This window comes from Paenibacillus sp. V4I5 (assembly GCF_030817255.1).
Classification (GTDB): domain Bacteria; phylum Bacillota; class Bacilli; order Paenibacillales; family NBRC-103111; genus Paenibacillus_E.
The window spans coordinates 15,669-32,621 of sequence record NZ_JAUSZB010000002.1 but is presented as its reverse complement, the minus strand read 5'-3'; the positions used below and the strand labels follow the sequence as shown (position 1 = coordinate 32,621).

The 16,953-nt window shown below is 49.6% G+C and carries 15 protein-coding genes; all 15 read right to left on the bottom strand.

The features are described 5' to 3' along the window. Positions 1-3 precede the first annotated feature (3 nt). Positions 4-933 carry a ribosome small subunit-dependent GTPase A gene (gene rsgA, locus QFZ78_RS01920; protein WP_307544970.1) on the bottom strand — a complete coding sequence of 310 codons (930 nt, stop codon included), beginning with the start codon at positions 931-933 and terminating at the stop codon, positions 4-6. Next, on the bottom strand, positions 933-3,032 hold the full coding sequence (pknB, locus tag QFZ78_RS01915; RefSeq protein WP_307544968.1) for a Stk1 family PASTA domain-containing Ser/Thr kinase: 2,100 nt from the start codon (positions 3,030-3,032) through the stop codon (positions 933-935). The genes rsgA and pknB overlap by 1 nt, the downstream gene beginning before the upstream one ends. Further along, the gene (locus tag QFZ78_RS01910; RefSeq protein ID WP_307544965.1) at positions 3,029-3,793 is read right to left on the bottom strand and encodes a Stp1/IreP family PP2C-type Ser/Thr phosphatase; all 765 of its coding nucleotides are present in this window, start codon (positions 3,791-3,793) and stop codon (positions 3,029-3,031) included. Before QFZ78_RS01910 ends, pknB begins: the two co-directional genes overlap by 4 nt. 15 nt (positions 3,794-3,808) lie before the next feature. After that, positions 3,809-4,852 (bottom strand): dual-specificity RNA methyltransferase RlmN, encoded by a 1,044-nt coding sequence (gene rlmN / locus QFZ78_RS01905; protein ID WP_198146217.1) that lies wholly within the window; start codon positions 4,850-4,852, stop codon positions 3,809-3,811. Positions 4,853-5,230: 378 nt separating this feature from the next. Continuing rightward, positions 5,231-6,688, bottom strand: coding sequence for a 16S rRNA (cytosine(967)-C(5))-methyltransferase RsmB (gene rsmB, locus QFZ78_RS01900; RefSeq protein ID WP_307544962.1), 1,458 nt, complete (start codon positions 6,686-6,688; stop codon positions 5,231-5,233). A 25-nt stretch (positions 6,689-6,713) separates the two neighbouring features. Next, positions 6,714-7,691, bottom strand: coding sequence for a methionyl-tRNA formyltransferase (fmt, locus tag QFZ78_RS01895; protein WP_307544961.1), 978 nt, complete (start codon positions 7,689-7,691; stop codon positions 6,714-6,716). Beyond that, the gene (gene def / locus QFZ78_RS01890; protein WP_307544958.1) at positions 7,688-8,173 is read right to left on the bottom strand and encodes a peptide deformylase; all 486 of its coding nucleotides are present in this window, start codon (positions 8,171-8,173) and stop codon (positions 7,688-7,690) included. The genes fmt and def overlap by 4 nt, the downstream gene beginning before the upstream one ends. Before the next feature lie 41 nt (positions 8,174-8,214). Then, positions 8,215-10,728: a primosomal protein N' gene (gene priA, locus QFZ78_RS01885; protein ID WP_307544956.1), complete on the bottom strand. Its 2,514-nt coding sequence runs from the start codon at positions 10,726-10,728 to the stop codon at positions 8,215-8,217. Further along, entirely contained in the window at positions 10,728-11,948 is a 1,221-nt protein-coding gene (gene coaBC / locus QFZ78_RS01880; RefSeq protein WP_307544954.1) for a bifunctional phosphopantothenoylcysteine decarboxylase/phosphopantothenate--cysteine ligase CoaBC, read from the bottom strand. The genes priA and coaBC overlap by 1 nt, the downstream gene beginning before the upstream one ends. A 68-nt stretch (positions 11,949-12,016) precedes the next feature. After that, entirely contained in the window at positions 12,017-12,244 is a 228-nt protein-coding gene (rpoZ, locus tag QFZ78_RS01875) for a DNA-directed RNA polymerase subunit omega (protein WP_047672652.1), read from the bottom strand. Next, positions 12,245-12,883, bottom strand: coding sequence for a guanylate kinase (gene gmk, locus QFZ78_RS01870; RefSeq protein ID WP_307544952.1), 639 nt, complete (start codon positions 12,881-12,883; stop codon positions 12,245-12,247). Then, positions 12,873-13,133: an extracellular matrix/biofilm regulator RemA gene (gene remA / locus QFZ78_RS01865; RefSeq protein WP_009672664.1), complete on the bottom strand. Its 261-nt coding sequence runs from the start codon at positions 13,131-13,133 to the stop codon at positions 12,873-12,875. Before remA ends, gmk begins: the two co-directional genes overlap by 11 nt. A 33-nt stretch (positions 13,134-13,166) precedes the next feature. Further along, positions 13,167-14,039 (bottom strand): YicC/YloC family endoribonuclease, encoded by an 873-nt coding sequence (locus QFZ78_RS01860; protein ID WP_307544950.1) that lies wholly within the window; start codon positions 14,037-14,039, stop codon positions 13,167-13,169. Between the two features lie 41 nt (positions 14,040-14,080). Continuing rightward, a complete protein-coding gene (locus QFZ78_RS01855; protein ID WP_307544948.1) occupies positions 14,081-15,955 on the bottom strand; it encodes a bifunctional homocysteine S-methyltransferase/methylenetetrahydrofolate reductase in 1,875 nt (624 codons plus the stop codon). Positions 15,956-15,989: 34 nt separating this feature from the next. After that, positions 15,990-16,820, bottom strand: a complete 831-nt coding sequence (dapF, locus tag QFZ78_RS01850; RefSeq protein WP_307544946.1) for a diaminopimelate epimerase — start codon at positions 16,818-16,820, stop codon at positions 15,990-15,992. Positions 16,821-16,953: the final 133 nt, after the last annotated feature.

Here is a 16,953-nt window from a genome sequence, read left to right as displayed (position 1 = left end):
GTCCTAATACCTCCTCTTCCGATCCTTGATTTCAGTTAAAAACAACAAGTAATGATCAAAACGAGAGGCTGCAATCGCTCCCTCGGCTACAGCATCACGAACCTTGCAATCCGGCTCATGCAGGTGCAAACAGCCTCTGAACCTGCAGCCCTCCGCTATCGCGGCAAACTCCTTAAAGCAGCCGCTAAGACCCTCTGCTTCGACTTCCATAAAGTCTAACTGGCTGAAGCCCGGCGTATCGGCTACAAGGCCGCCATTCGTGAGTGGCAGCAGCTCAACATGACGTGTTGTATGCTTTCCTCTGCCTAATCTCTGAGAAATGGCATTCGTCTCTAGATTAAGACCACTAATCATTGCGTTAAGCAGGGAAGACTTACCCACACCGGATTGTCCAGCAAAAACACTGACCGCTCCGTCCAAATGATGCAGAATCGCTTCCACGCCTTCTTGCAGCTTAGAACTCGTCTTCACTACCGTATAGCCGATTCCTTCATAGAGCTTCGTAATCCGCTCCAGCTCGGCAACCGTCATTTCTTTGGGAACGGAAGACTCATCATCTTCGGTCAATAAATCACTCTTGGTGAAACATAACAAAACATCAATGCCCGTATTTTCAATATGGACCAGAAATTTATCTAACAGCTGCAAATTGAGAACAGGCTCTGTCACCGAAAAGACCAGCACAACCACGTTTACATTGGCGATTGGAGGTCGTATGAGCTCCGAAGTGCGGGGAAGGATTTCCGTAACGGTTCCTTCCCCATTCTCCGTTTCCGCATACATAACACGATCTCCTACAAGGGGGGTTATGTTCCTATTTTTGAAAACGCCTCTTCCTCGGCAAGTAACCGTCTTGGCTTCACGGAGATCCGCCTCCTCAGGCAACACATAATAATAGCCGCTCAGCGCTTTTACGATGTATCCTTGTGGCATTAAGGTGTGCCTCCAGCAGGTGGTTTAGAGGCAGTGCCGCCAACCGGAATAGCCGGTCCATTGCTTTGCTGTTTAGGTGAAGGCGATGGTGACGCGGAAGGACTAGGTGATATTGTCTTTCCATTTTTTTGATCCAAGTAGTCTTGATATGTGCGAGTAATGGAGTTGACCAAGTTATCTCCTTCTTTAATCAAGATGACAGCTCTCTTATCTGGAGAAACAATGACTTTGACATCCATATTCTGAGGCTTCGATACTTTTTCTGTTTTATATTCGAAGTTCTCATACTGGGCATCGCTTACGACAATTTTGAACTCAGAATCTTTGCCCTCCGTCGTCGGCTTCACAGGTATGCTGACGGTTAGTTGTCCAGCGTCCTCAGGCAATCCGTCACTAATAATCAAAGAGATCTCAGAACCAACGGATACATCCTGATTTTTGTCAAAAGGAAACTGCTTAACAACCCTTCCTTTGGCCACTTTGTAGCTTTTCTCACGCGTGATGCCATTCACAGGAAGCTTGAGATTTAACTTTGTGATCTGAGCCTTGGCTTCAGCTTCCGTCATTCCCACGAGATCCGGCATTTTGAACGTTTCTTTGGCTTTGCTGACGGTAAATGCAATTGCCGCTTTGTCAAGCTCAAACTCTTCGCCAACCAGAGGGAATTGTTTCAAAATTATATCTGGCGCATCATCAGTCGTCTCTTGTGTAATCGTAATCTGATTATCCTTGATGCCGAGGGCTTGCAGCTTCAGCTTAACATCCTTAAGTGGTTGCCCCGCATAATTGTCCATCTTGATTTTGGGCGTACCCTTACTAACATACAGCGTCACTTTGGTGCCCACATTCATTCTCATCCCCGTAGGATCTTGGCGAATGACAATGTCTTTATCCAGCTTGCTGTCCAAATCATATTCAACCGTGGAGCCCAATCTTACCGCCGTCAATTCAGCTTGAGCTTGAATCAACGGTTTGCCTGCTACATTGGGAACCTCGACGGTTTCAATGGCGAACATTCCTTTCACATACCCAACCATGTACCACATAGCGCCAAGCACCATTAACAAAACGACAATCCAAATGAGTGGCTTAATCCAGCCCTTCCCTTTTGAAGGGGTCGGCTCTTGCCGACGGGCAGGCTTCTCAGGCTCATCATCATCATCATCATCATCATCATCGAACTGTCCGAGTTGGTCGGCACGAATCGCAGGCATCACTAAGGTACGCTCTGCGTCCATCCCATCCGCATCCCAGAAAACCACCTTCGCTTCATTCCGGCGATCCGGATTCAAACAGGTATCGAGGTCTGCCATCATTAGCTTTGCAGACTGGTAGCGTTCTTCAGGCTTTTTGCGCATGGCTCTCAAAATAATGTTTTCCACGCTTTGCGGAATAAGAGGGTTCACATTACGCGGATCTTCCACATCTTCCTGCAAATGCTTCAAAGCCACAGAAATCGGGCTCTCACCGAGAAAAGGCAGCCTAGCTGTCAGCATTTGATACATCACGATACCTAGGGAATACAAATCGGATTTCTCCCCTGTATTCGTCCCTTTGGCATGTTCCGGTGAGAAATAGTGCACAGAACCGACAACGGATCCGGTTTGCGTTATGGTGGAAGAAGTGGCTGCCCGTGCGATACCGAAATCCGTCACTTTGACGCGGCCGTTTTTACCGATCAAAATATTGTGCGGTTTGATATCCCGATGAATGATTTCATTGTGGTGGGCGTGATCGAGGGCATCTGCAATTTGACTCGCGTAGTGAACCGCATCTTCGACCTGCAGCGGTGCTCTCTCTTTGATTACATCATTCAAGGTCGTGCCTTCTATGTATTCCATCACAATATAATGCACGTCTTCTTCTTGTCCGACGTCATAAATACTGACGATATTAGGATGAGAAAGTGAAGCGGCTGCCTGAGCTTCTCTACGGAAGCGACGAATGAACTCTTCATCGTGCACATACTGCTGGCGCAGTACTTTCACAGCCACTTTACGATTTAATAATAAATCATGCCCTTTGTAGACTAAAGCCATGCCGCCTCCGCCAATGCGATCTAATATTTCATAGCGGCCTCCAAGCTTTCTACCGATCAATTCCCATCACCCCTTTTTTCGTCCGAATCATGATCGTGCGCAAGTAAAACGACCGTTACATTATCGTCTCCACCTTCATCAAGCGCGCTTTGAATCAACTGTTCCGCCGCATCTTCTATCCGTTCATGTGATTTGACAATTCGTAAAATGTCGCCGGAATCCACCAAACCGCTCAAACCATCCGTACAGATCAGAATGATATCACCCGGACGCCACGCGTACTCATAGAGATCCACCTCTACGCCCGGCTCTGTGCCGAGTGCACGTGTAATCCAGTTACGCCTAGGGTGATGATCGGCCTCTTCGATGGTAATCTGCCCGTTCTTCACAAGCTCATACACCAAAGAATGATCTTCCGTTAGTTGTGTGATCGATTCATCGGTGATCTTGTAAGCACGACTATCACCGATATGTCCAATAATAAGAAGCTCTTGCGAAGCAATAATGGCAACGACCGTCGTGCCCATACCATGATAACTTTCTTGCCCGGAGGCGAATTCATAAATTTTCTCATTCGCCTTTTCAATGGCTTCCTTCAGCACTTGCTTACAAGCTTCCACAGACATTCCCCAATGGATCGATTGCAGCTGATCTGCAATCATTTCGATGGCCATTTGGCTGGCGATATCACCAGCTTGATGTCCCCCCATGCCATCAGCCACAATAGCTAAAGATAGGCCATTGAGGTCATGATGGATGGCAGCTCGGTCCTCATTCACTAAACGGACTTTGCCAATATCGGTACGGCTTACCATCTTCATCCGGATTTCACCTCATTACTTGTTCTCCATATGCTTCGCGCGCAGTTGTCCGCAGGCAGCAGCAATGTCACTACCTTGTTCACGACGTATGGTGGCATTAATTTTGCCCTTCTCAAGAATACGTTGGAAGGTGAAAATATCATCCCTAGGCGTACGTTTGAAATCCCGTTCGGCCACGAAATTCACAGGAATCAGATTCACGTGGCTAAGCGGCATATCCTTCAGCACTTGCGCTAGTTCCTCTGCATGTTCAGGCTGGTCATTCACTTCCCCCATAAGGGCATATTCAAACGTAATTCGTCTGCCGGTTTTGGCAATGTAATACTTGCAAGCTTCGATTAGGTCAACGAAAGGAAATCTCCGATTGACCGGCATCAGCTTAGACCGAAGCTTATCGTTCGGTGCATGAATCGAAATCGCCAAATTCACTTGCAAATTCTCATCAGCGAACTTATAAATGTTCGGCACAATCCCACTCGTCGATACCGTGATATGACGCTGTCCAATGTTCAGACCTTTCGGGTGAATCATCACACGAAGGAAATTCATTGTCGCTTCATAATTTTCAAAAGGCTCGCCAATACCCATAATGACGATGGAAGAGATTCGTTCCTCTGTCTCATCCAGCAATTTCTGGGCTTTAACAACCTGAGCCACAATCTCACCCGGTCTCAAATCCCGCTTCAAACCGCCCAAGGTAGATGCACAAAACGTACACCCTACTCGGCACCCTACCTGCGTTGTTACGCAAATACTGTTGCCGTAGTTGTGCTTCATGACAACTGTTTCAATGGCATTCTTGTCTTCCAATTCAAATAAAAACTTGACCGTACCATCCTGCGACTGATACTTGGCAATCTCTGTCAACGTAACGAACTCAAACTGATCCTTCAGTTTGTCCCGCAGCGTCTTCGGCAAGTTCGACATCTCATCGAAGCTGAATACCCGCTTTATATACAGCCAGTCAAAAATTTGCCCAGCACGAAACGAGGACTCGCCGTTCTCTTTCACCCAGCTCTGCCACTCATCCCAATTTAAATCATACACAAATGGTTTCACATTCTCACTGACTTTACTAGTCACAATTATCACAACCTGTTGTTATTTCGTCTATTTTTTTGCTAATCGTATGTTATTTTATCACAAAGCGGGAACGAACACACGTCCCCGTGGTTAGCAGCTGCGGACGATAGGCATTTGCCTGGCCGAGTAACCGTCAAAATCAACTCGGATCACCCGATCATTACCTGCAAAAAGTACAGCTAAATCAAAATACTTAGCTCTATTTGAGGCAATTAACTGTAAAAAGTGCAGAAATGAAATCAGCTATATTTACAAAATGCAGTTTGTACCCGTCATTGTCACGGTTTCCCTGAAATTAACTGTAGGAACTACAGTTAAACCAAGAAAACCGTTGCGCAGCATGCGCCCGACAAGCTATACACGTTTGCGCAGCCGTGCGATAAAGAAACCGTCGGAATGAAACTGCTGCGGCAGGATTTGCACCATACCGGCTGCGGCAGCCACAGGGTCAATGCTTGCAAAAACATCCACCGGCAGCGGCGCTAGCTCGAACTCGCTATGTTCGGCGAGAAAGCGCTCGACCATGCCCGCGTTCTCCGCATGCTCAATCGTGCACGTGCTGTAGACCAGCACGCCGCCCGGCTTGAGCAGCCTATGCACTTTGCTTAGAATAGCATGCTGCAGCTCGCTAATCGCGTCAATCTCCGCCTCCTGCTTCGCCCACTTTAGGTCGGGCTTGCGGCGAATGACCCCAAGGCCCGAGCAGGGCGCATCAAGCAGGATGCGGTCAAATGACTCCGCCGCAAAATGTTCGTCCAGCTTCGCAGCATCCATCACCAGCGTCTGGATCGACGACAGTCCCAGACGCTCCGCTTGATCTGCGATCAGCTTCTGCTTGTGCTCATGCAGATCACAAGCCCAGATCTTGCCCACATCGTCCATCTTCTCGGCGATATGCGCGGTCTTGCCGCCAGGGGCGGCGCAGCAGTCCAGCACCGTCATGCCTGGACGCGGATCCAGAGCTTCGGCGACGAGCATCGAGCTCTCGTCTTGAATCGAGAAGTCCCCATGCTGGAAGCCGGGGACTAACGCCATGTTCCCGGCCCCCTGCACAAGAATGCCGGCCGGGGCCAGCTCTGACGCTTCCGCGCTGAGGCCGCTGCCTTGGAGCTGCTCCAGCAGCTCCAAGCGACTGCGGCGCCTCGCGTTCGCGCGAATGCTGACGTGCGGCGGCTCATTGTTCGCCGCACAGATCTGTTCCGTCAGCTCAGCTCCCAGCTGACGGATCCACCGGCGCACGAGCCATTCCGGATGGGAATGGCTCAGCGCGATGCGCTTCACGTCGCCGAGCGCAGCCGGCAGCGTGAGCTCGGCTTTGCTGCGGATCACCGCGCGCAGCACGCCGTTGACCATGCCCGAGATGCCTTGATGGCCTCGGCGCTTCGCGATATTGACCGCTTCGCTTACGACCGCATGGTCGGGGATGCGGTCCAAATAATGCAGCTGATAGAAGCTCAGCCGCAGCAAGCATCTCACCCAAGGCTCGAGCTTCGCTAGCCCCTTGCTGACAAAACGTTCCAAGAAGAAATCGATCGTATTTTTCCGTCCGATGGTCCCATAAACAAGCTCCGTCGCCAGTCCCGCATCCGCCCGCTCAAGCGCATGCTTTTGCAATACCTGGTTCAGCAGCAAATTGCTGTACGATTGATTTTCTTCAACCCGAATCAGCACATCCAGCGCCGCATCACGGGCAGAATGCTTAACAGCGCTGCTCTTCGCAGCGCCTGAGGATGATTTTGGAGCAGAGGGCTTTCCGGCCCCCTGCGATTTTATTAGTCCGTTTTGCGGACGATTTGGTTTTTGCGTTGACAAATCGAATACCTCATTTTTAGTTGCTTTAGTTACTGTGTCCGAATACCGTACCAGCTGGGATTTGCACACCTCGTACGAACTCTGACACGGGCATCGCCTTTTTGCCTGAAGGTTGGATCTCCGTCAGCCACAGCGTACCTTCACCCGTCATCACTTCAATGCCCTGCTCACTACTGCGAAGTACAGTTCCAGGAACAGGTGCGTCTCCGCTGATTTCGGAGAAGCTTCGGCTTCTTGGCTCCGAAGAACTTTTCGGATTCGCGCTAGCCCACACTTTCATAACTTCCCCGTTCCAGAGCGTGTAAGCGCCGGGGAAAGGGTTTAAGCCGCGCACTTGATTCCAAAGCTGGGCGGCAGAACGCGACCAATCGATCCATTCGTCCTCCCTGCGGATATTCGGAGAATAAATAGCATCTGCCTCATTTTGCGCAACAGCCTGGATACGTCCTGCCAGTAAATCAGGCAGCGTGCGCTTAAGCAGATCAGCACCGGCTAAGCTTAGCTTTTCAAATAATGAGCCCGTCGTATCCGTATCTTCGATGGGAAGCTCCACCTTTGAAATCATATCGCCGGTATCAAGACCTACGGCCATGTACATAATTGTAACGCCAGTTACGGCTTCACCCCGAATCACAGCATGATGGATCGGCGCTCCGCCTCGATATTTGGGCAGCAGCGAAGCATGGATGTTAATACACCCGTACTGCGGCAAGTCCAAAACCGCTTTAGGCAAGATCTGTCCGTAAGCAGCTGTCACAATCAAATCAGGTTTTAATTGTCGCAAAAGCTCAACCGAATCAGCTTGACGCAATTTCTCCGGCTGAAGGACGGGAATCCCATGCTTTTCTGCTTCCACTTTAACCGGAGGCGGCGTCAGGACGCGCTTGCGTCCTTTCGGCCGATCTGGCTGTGTGACAACCGTGGTCACGTTATAACCTTCCTCCAAGAGCAGACGCAAGGAGGGTACAGCAAAATCCGGCGTGCCCATGAAAATAATGTTCACTCGGAATCTTCCTCTTCTTCTTCAGCCGTATACGTTTTGGTTGCAAGATCCGTAAACAAAACGCCATTTAAGTGATCAATTTCATGGAAAATGCAGCGAGCCAGCAAATCTGTGCCTGTCACTTCAATGGGATTCCCATTACGATCTTGGCCTTTGGCCGTGACATGGAGCGGCCGAAGCACATCGCCGCGAAGTCCAGGAATACTTAAGCAGCCTTCCGGCCCCATTTGTTCACCGCTGGAAGTAACAACCTCGGGATTTACCATTTCTATCAATCCACCGTGTTCTTCTCCGCAATCCATGACGATAACGCGTTTAAGAATACCGATTTGCGGAGCAGCAAGGCCCACGCCTTCTGCTTCATACATCGTGTCTGCCATATCATTCAGCAGTTTATGCAGATTGGAATTAAATTTCGTAACCGTGATAGCTTTCTCACGCAGCACTGGATCTGGATCTTTAACAATAATACGAATAGCCATAATGTGCACCTACCTTTGAAGTCTTCTCTATTTGGGGTTCATTACATCAAATATTGCGGGTCAACATCCACGCTGATCAGCAGCTTTTCTTTCGCTGAACGCTCTTCAAACCAAGCTACTGCTTTAGAAACGATCTCTGCAGCCTGATCTTCCCCCCGATATTTTACCACGCATTGGAATCGATATCTATCCTTGATTCGTGAAATCGGCGATGCAACAGGTCCTAACACATCCATTTGAAAAGATTGATCCGTGGGCAACGTATTCGTAAACAGATCAACCTGCTGGGCCCGGTACGTAAAAGCAATCTCTTTCAGCCTCGTGACAAAAGCCTCCGCAGAACGTACCAGAAGCGGAACCTGCTCATGCGAAAAAGTGACCAGAATCAATCGCTGATAAGGCGGATAGCCTAGATTTGCACGTATATCAAGCTCATGGTTCGCAAAAGCGATATAATCGTGTTTGCTTGCATACTGCACACTATAATGTTCGGGAGTGTATGTCTGGACGAACACTTCCCCTTGCTTTTCATGACGACCCGCCCGGCCTGCAACCTGTGTTAATAACTGAAAAGTCCGCTCCGCTGAACGGAAATCCGGCAGATTAAGCACTGTATCCGCTGCGATAACCCCCACTAAGGTCACGTCAGGAAAATCCAGCCCTTTTGCTACCATCTGCGTGCCAAGCAGCACATCCGCCTGCTTCTCGCGAAACATCGTCAGCCATTTTTCATGTGAACCTTTCTCCGTCGTCGTATCGACATCCATGCGGATGACCCGAATCCCGGGAAAAATCTTACTAAGCTCCTCTTCAACACGCTGTGTTCCTGTACCAAAATGACGAATATGCTCCGACTGGCAGCTAGGACACTGCGTAACCTCTCGCTCCGCATAGCCGCAATAATGACAACGCAGCATGCGCGAGCTTTGATGATAGGTAAGTGAAATATCACAATGTGGACATTGCGAGACGAAACCGCATGTACGGCACATAACGAACGTCGCATACCCACGCCGATTCAGCAATAAAACAATCTGTTCTTTCTTTTGTAACCGATCTTCGATCGCTTTATACAAGGAACGGCTGAACATAGAACGATTTCCGTTTTTCAGCTCCTCACGCATATCAACGATAGCTACTGGGGGCATCGGTCGGCTGGCCACGCGTTCCCGCATCGTCAACAACCGAAAGGGAGGTTTATCCCTGTCACGGCGTCGCCTTGTCTTCTCGATACTTTCAAGAGAGGGTGTTGCGGAACCGAGTACAACGACGGCGTTTTGCTGCTTCGCTCTTTGAACCGCGACATCACGGGTGTGATATTTGGGGCTCTCCTCCTGCTTATAGGAAGATTCATGCTCCTCATCAATGATAATAAGGCCAATTCTCGTAAAAGGAGCAAAAATCGCCGAACGAGCGCCGATCACAACCTTCACTTGCTTGCGCATAATTTTGCGCCATTCGTCGTACCGTTCTCCATTCGATAACCGACTGTGTAGGACGGCAACCAAATCGCCAAACCGCCCTTTAAATCGTTCTACCATCTGCGGCGTCAGTGAAATTTCAGGAACAAGCACAATCGCTTCCTTATCCATATCCAAGCACTGCTGAATGGATTGTAAATACACTTCGGTTTTACCGCTACCCGTAACCCCGTGCAGCAGAAATACCTCATTGCGCTCCTCAGCTACAGCATCTCGAATTTCCGCGAAGACACTGCTCTGTTCTTCCGTTAAGGGAAGCGGCTTCGTCCGCGTGAAAGCACGACCCGCATAGGGGTCGCGCATCACTTCGACCTCACGCAGCTCAATCCACCCGCGATCCGCCAAGCTTTTGACCGTGCTCGCGCCGACCTCCACCGTTTCCATCAGCTCTGTGAGCCGAATCGCGTGTGGATGTTCCATCAAATAACGCAGCACATCCTGCTGTTTGTTAGCTCTGGCAGGAAGCTCGGCCAAAGCCTCTTCCAATCCGCTCCCACCAGCAGGAGGGAAAACGGTCAACGCTTTCTTGGTATTCATGCGGTCTTTGACCAATTGTACTTCCGCTAGGATACCTGCGCTCAGCAGTTGTTTAATGAGGGCGCCGTCACTTGCAAAACGCTCCATCAAAGCATCCATCGAGACGGAACCTTTGGATTTCACGAAGCTAACAATCTCTTGCAGATCCGACATGTCCAACAGCGATTGCTCGCCAGACTCCTCCCCGACCCCAATCGCCCGCTCATATTTCGCTTTGAGTGCAGCAGGCAGCATCGCCTGTAGCGCCGTAACTTCATGGCACAAGTACATGCGGCTGACCCACCTCCCCAGACTCACAAGTTCCTCCGTGAGCGGAGGAACCAAGTCCAGGACGTTCTGAATCGGCTTAATGCGAGTCACATCTACCTGGGTTTCCTCATGCAATTCGACGACAAAGCCTTGCAGCACCCGCGGGCCGAAAGGCACGCCAACGCGACTGCCCACTTCAACCCATTTCCTCAAGGATGCGGGTACTTCATAGTCGAATGCCCGGTTTGTTTGTTTCGCTGGGACATCGACAATGACTTTTGCGTACATCAGGATTCCCCCGCTGCGGAATGCATACGATCCGCCGCAAGCTCGAGCAGTCTACGTGCCACATCTTTCTTACTTTGTATAGGAAGGGCCTCTACGAGCCCATTACGATCGTAAAACCGGACCACATTCGTATCACCGCCAAAGCCCGCACCTTCCTGTGATACATCATTACCAACGATGAGATCACAGTTTTTGCGGTTCAGCTTGTCCATCGCATGCTCGTCCAAACGCTCCGTCTCTGCAGCAAACCCGATGATGAACTGATGCTTTTTGAGCGTACCGATTTCCTGTAAAATATCTGGATTTTTAACCAGCTCTAGCGTTAGCGAGTCCGACTTCTTTTTAATTTTATGCTCAGCAACAACCGCTGGACGATAATCAGCTACCGCAGCTGCTTTGATAACAAGATGACTTTCATCCAAACGAGCCAAAACAGCCTCTCTCATATCCAAAGCAGACTGAACATTGATTAGCTTAACGCCCTCAGGCGCTGATAAAGCGGACGGCCCTGATATCAACGTCACCTTGGCTCCTATACGCACCGCTTCTTCAGCGATAGCGTAGCCCATTTTGCCGGAGGAGTCATTCGTAATGTACCGTACCGGGTCAATGCGTTCAACGGTGCCTCCGGCAGTCACGAGGACACGTTGTCCTTCTAAACGCCTAGGCTCCCCCTTAAAATGCTGCTCAATTGCAGCAAGAATCTCCTCAGGTTCAGCAAGCCGTCCTTTTCCAACGTAACCGCAAGCCAATTGCCCTTCTCCCGGTTCAATAAACCGCACTCCACGGCTTAGCAAGGTCTGCATATTATGCTGTACAGCTGGATTCGCATACATATGCACGTTCATTGCAGGCGCTACCCATATCGGTGCCATGGTTGCAAGCAGCGTCGTACTGAGCATATCATCGCCAAGACCAAGCGCCAGCTTGCCAATCATATTCGCCGTTGCAGGCGCAACAAGCACGAGGTCGGCACTATCCGCCAAGTTGATATGCGATACAACCGAAGGATCTTTCTCATCAAAGGTATCCACAAAAACATGATGACGAGACAGCGTTTGAAACGTTAACGGCGCTACGAATTGAACAGCTGATTTAGTCATAATCACACGCACAATTGCACCAGCTTGTGTCAATTTACTCGTTAACGCAGCAGCCTTATAAGCGGCAATGCCTCCGCATACGCCAAGCACAATCGTTTTGCCATGCAGTACACTCATAGGTATCCCCTTTCTACGCACAATTTGAGAAAAAAATAACAACCACTAGGGTTGTTGGGTAAACCAATTTATTTCTTCTGATATTTCTCAGTCTCTGTCGACTCAATTTTCTCATAACCGATATAGTTGCCGTATAGCTCTTCTAACGCGACACCAACATGTTTGTGAGCCTTTTGGCCTTTTAAATTTGATTTAGCGCCATCACGCAAGGATCTTGCTCTTTTGGAAGCAGCTACAACTAGTGAATACTTGCTATCCACGATATCAAGCAGTTTATCAATTGAAGGGTATAGCATTCAATTCACCTCATCCATCCATTGTACGATTTTTGGATACATCCGATCTTTTTTGCAATGTTCTGCTAAAAGAATCGCTTGTATTTTGGAACAAGCCGCTTCTACATGGTCATTTACAATCGCATAGTCATAGTGCTCCATCAAGCGAATTTCGTCCATAGCTACCGACATTCGGCTGCGTATGACTTCATCCGTTTCCGTACCACGCGTTACAATGCGATTCTCAAGCTCATCTAGAGAAGGCGGCAGCAAGAAAATGAAAACACCTTCGGAAAACTTTTGTTTGACTTGCAGAGCACCCTGCACTTCGATTTCCAAGATGACATCTTGACCGGAGCGCAGCGTTTCCTCAACAAAACGTCTCGGAGTGCCGTAGAAGTTACCTACATATTCAGCCCATTCCAACACTTCATCCGTTTCGATCATCTGTTGAAATTGCTCCCGAGTTTTGAAGAAATAGTTCACACCATCCACTTCCCCTTGTCTAGGAGAACGGGTTGTGGCCGATACCGAGTAGACGATATCCGGTGAACACTTGCGTAGCGCGGCGCAAACGGTTCCCTTGCCGACACCGGAAGGACCGGATAAAACAATCAGAATGCCTCTCTCACGCTCAAGGGTATTCGTATTACTCGTCATGATCATCGTCCTTGTTGGAAAGTCTATGCGCTACCGTCTCTGGTTGTACTGCCGACAAAATCACATGGTCGCTGTCAGTGATAATAACGGCACGGGTTCTTCTACCATATGTAGCGTCAATCAGCATGTGACGATCACGCGCCTCTTGAATGATCCTCTTGATCGGAGCCGATTCCGGACTTACGATCGAGATAATGCGGTTCGCCGATACGATGTTGCCGAACCCGATATTAATTAATTTGATAGCCATTACGACTTCCTCCTCGCGAAGCTCCATGCCGCTTCACTCGATATTCTGTATTTGTTCGCGCATCTTCTCAAGCTCTGCTTTCATCGTAATCACTCTAGCCGTAGGCTCCGAGTGATTGGACTTGGATCCGATTGTGTTCACTTCTCGATTCATTTCTTGAATCAAGAAATCCAACTTTCGTCCAACAGGCTCTTTCTCTGTAAGCAATTGATCACATTGCTCAAAATGACTTTTCAGTCGAGTCAATTCCTCATCCACATTCGAACGATCTGCGAATATCGCAATTTCTGTCGCTAAGCGCTGCTCATCCACAGGCGTCTGATCCTGCAGAAGAGACTGAATTCTGTTCGTCAGCTTAGCCGCATAGTCTTGAACCACCTGAGGTGCTAAAGCTTCCAATTCCACATGGATTCGCTTCAGTTCCGCCAAGCGCTCACGAATATCTTGCTCCAGAAACGCTCCTTCCCGCAGCCGCATGTCGGATAATCTGGCAACGGCCTCCTGCAAGCAGGCGCATAGTTCCTGTTCGATCTCTTCATCAGGTTCCTTACGCGACTCCTTCATCTGAATGAGATCGGGAAGTTTCAATAAATCTTTGAGCTCGACCTGCTCGGCAAACCCATAGCGCTCCTTCAACTGCTCCGCAGCCTGCAAATAAGCATCTGCCAAAGCAAAGTTAACCGTTACGCTCTTCGGAGAAGCCGTTTCACGTTCCACCGTGATGAAGACGTCTACCCGTCCTCTCTTCACCGCTTGCAGCACCGTTTTCTTCAAAGCGTCTTCAAAAGCCGCCCATTCCTTCGGCAATCGGATCGACACTTCACTATACCTATGATTGACCGATTTCGCATCGATAAACACGTTGTATCCCGCAAAAGAACGATTCGCTTGTCCGAATCCGGTCATACTGCAAATCATCCTTATCACATCCATTAACCTATTTTAATTCATTTTGAAAGTGGGTACAAGTGGAAATCATGCCGATTCGACTTTTCCCATACATACTTCGTCAGTTCTACGCACATCTCATAGGCCAGAAAAGGGGTCATTAGATAGATGCCATTAAAGAAAGGCATTGCAGCATCCAGCAGCTCTTTGGCAATCTCAACGCCCATTGCCCGCCCTTCTGGACCCTTGAGTCCATTCATGCGTTCTCTCACTTCATCGGACAACCGAATACCTGGAACTTCATTGTGCAGATATTCAGCGTTCCCTCCGCTAGCTAGCGGAGCAATACCTATGAAAATCGGTATATTTAAATGCTTCGTCGCCTCATAAATTTGTTCAATCAGCTTGGCGTCGTAGACGGGCTGCGTCATGATGTAATCGGCGCCTGCTTCAATTTTGCGTTCCAAGCGCTGAACCGCTTTATCCAGATGCTTCACATTCGGATTAAAAGCAGCCCCTACAACGAAGTTGGCCTTCTGCTTTAGCGGCTTACCTGAGAAGGCAATGCCTTCGTTAAGCTGCTTAATCATCCGAATGATCTCGAATGAGGTCAGGTCGTAAACGGAGCTGGACCCAGGGAGATCGCCGAATTTGGCGGGATCGCCGGTCACGGCCAGCACGTGGTCAATGCCCAGCGCGTGAAGACCCATCAGATGGGACTGCGTCCCAATCATGTTGCGGTCGCGGCACGCGATGTGGATCAGCGGACGCGCGCTTAAGCGTTCCTGCACGAGGTAACCGAGGGCCAGATTGCTCATGCGCGTCACGGCTAGTGAATTGTCGGCCATCGTAATGGCGTCGACATGCGCATCCTGCAGGGCCTTCGACCCCTGCATAAATTTCTCGATGTCGAGATCCCGAGGGGGATCCAGCTCGACAATGACGGTTTTGCGCTGCTTCACGATTTCGAGCAGCGAGGGTTTGCCTGCCGGCGGCGCAGGTTTCGCCGGGGCGGGCTCGCTCACGCGCACAGTTCGCGTGGAGGCCATCGTACCAGGCGCTGCCGGGACGTAGCCTTGCAGCGCCTGGGCGACGGCAGCGATATGTTCCGGCGTGGTGCCGCAGCAGCCGCCGATGATACGCGCGCCGAGGTCTGCGAAGCGCAGCGCGCTCTCGGCGAAGTACTGAGGCGTCGCCGCATAGGTGTAGTGACCGTCGACGTAGTCGGGCAGCCCCGCGTTCGGGAACGCGGAGAACGGGATGCCGGCGATTGGAGTTAGCTTCTCCATCGAACGGAGAATCCCATTCGGGCCGACGCGGCAGTTGAAGCCGATGACGTCCGCCCCGTCGTCGCGTAACCGCTGGAACGCTTCTTGCAGCGGAACACCGTCCTGTGTGCTGCCAGTGCCTTCGTTAGCGAACTGACAAATGACAGGCAGCTCACTCATGCTGCGAATAATACGCAGCGCGAGTTGCAGCTCTTCCAAATCATAGAAGGTCTCAAGCAATAGCCCGTCCACTGGCGAATCCAGTAAGATGCCAATCTGCTCGCGCAATGAATCCTCAACGTCCGTGGTACGAACATTTTTGCGCTTGCCCGCACGAATAGATCCAATAGCGCCAACAACATACGCTTCATCACCAACCGCTTTTCTGGCTAGCTCCACACCTGCTCGATTAATGGCTTCAACATCGCCTTCTAGACCGTATTTGGATAATTTTTCGCGATTAGCCGAGAATGTATTCGTTTCAATAAGACGCGCACCTGCCTCAAAATAACGGCGGTGCACGTCAGCAACCGTTTCCGGTCTAAGCAAATTCAATTCTTCATAAGAAATGCCGACAGGAAATCCCATCTGATATAAATAAGTCCCCATAGCGCCGTCACCGATCAAAATGTCCCGCTGCAGCGCCGTACGAAGATCCAATTTCATGATAAATTCCCCACCTACTAAAAATGTAATTAACTTAAACCGTGCCCGTAAACACTTCTTCCGCAGGTCCGGTCATATAAACATGGTTGTCCGCTTCATTCCATTCGATAAACAATTCTCCGCCTTTAAGCGAAACTGTCGCTTCACGGTCCGTTAAACCGTTTAACACGGAGGAGACAAGCGTTGCACAAGCGCCAGTGCCGCAAGCAAGTGTAGGACCTGCCCCTCTTTCCCAAACGCGCATATCCGTGTAAGCACGATTTTTCACCGTAACGAATTCGACATTTATTTTCCGAGGGAACATCGGGTGCACTTCAAGCTTCGGCCCCCAAGTGGCAAGATCAAAATTCACAGCATCCTTCACATAAATAACGCAGTGCGGATTTCCCATCGAAACAGCCGTAAAACGGAATTCTTTCCCGTCAACTTCAATCGGGTAATTGATCACTTTAGCTTCATCTACCGTAGTTGGGACTTGAAGGCCGTTCAGGATCGGTTGACCCATATCCACGCGAACAGTCCGAACTTTGCCATCTTGTACGTTTAATTGTACCTTTTGTACGCCTGCGCCAAGTGTTTCAACGGTAATCTCCGTTTTATCAATTAGCTTATGATCGTAAACATATTTAGAAACGCAGCGGATGGCATTGCCGCATTGCTCAGCTTCAGATCCGTCGGAGTTCATAATGCGCATTTTGAAATCAGCATTGTCAGAAGGAAGAATATAGACGATGCCATCGGCTCCAATACTAAAAAAACGATTACACAACTGGATCGCACGCTGATCTGCATCAGCAGGAAGTTCTTTCTCTCCAGCTACTACGATAAAATCGTTACCTAGACCATGCATTTTTGTGAAATTCATTGTTAATAGCACTCCCAGTATGCGGTTTAGCCATTATCATAGCGTAAAAATGTCAAGATGCATAGTCCTTCCTTTCCATTCCAACCGAATATCACTCTGATTCCCCATGACATGAGCCAATGGGATAGTGTTA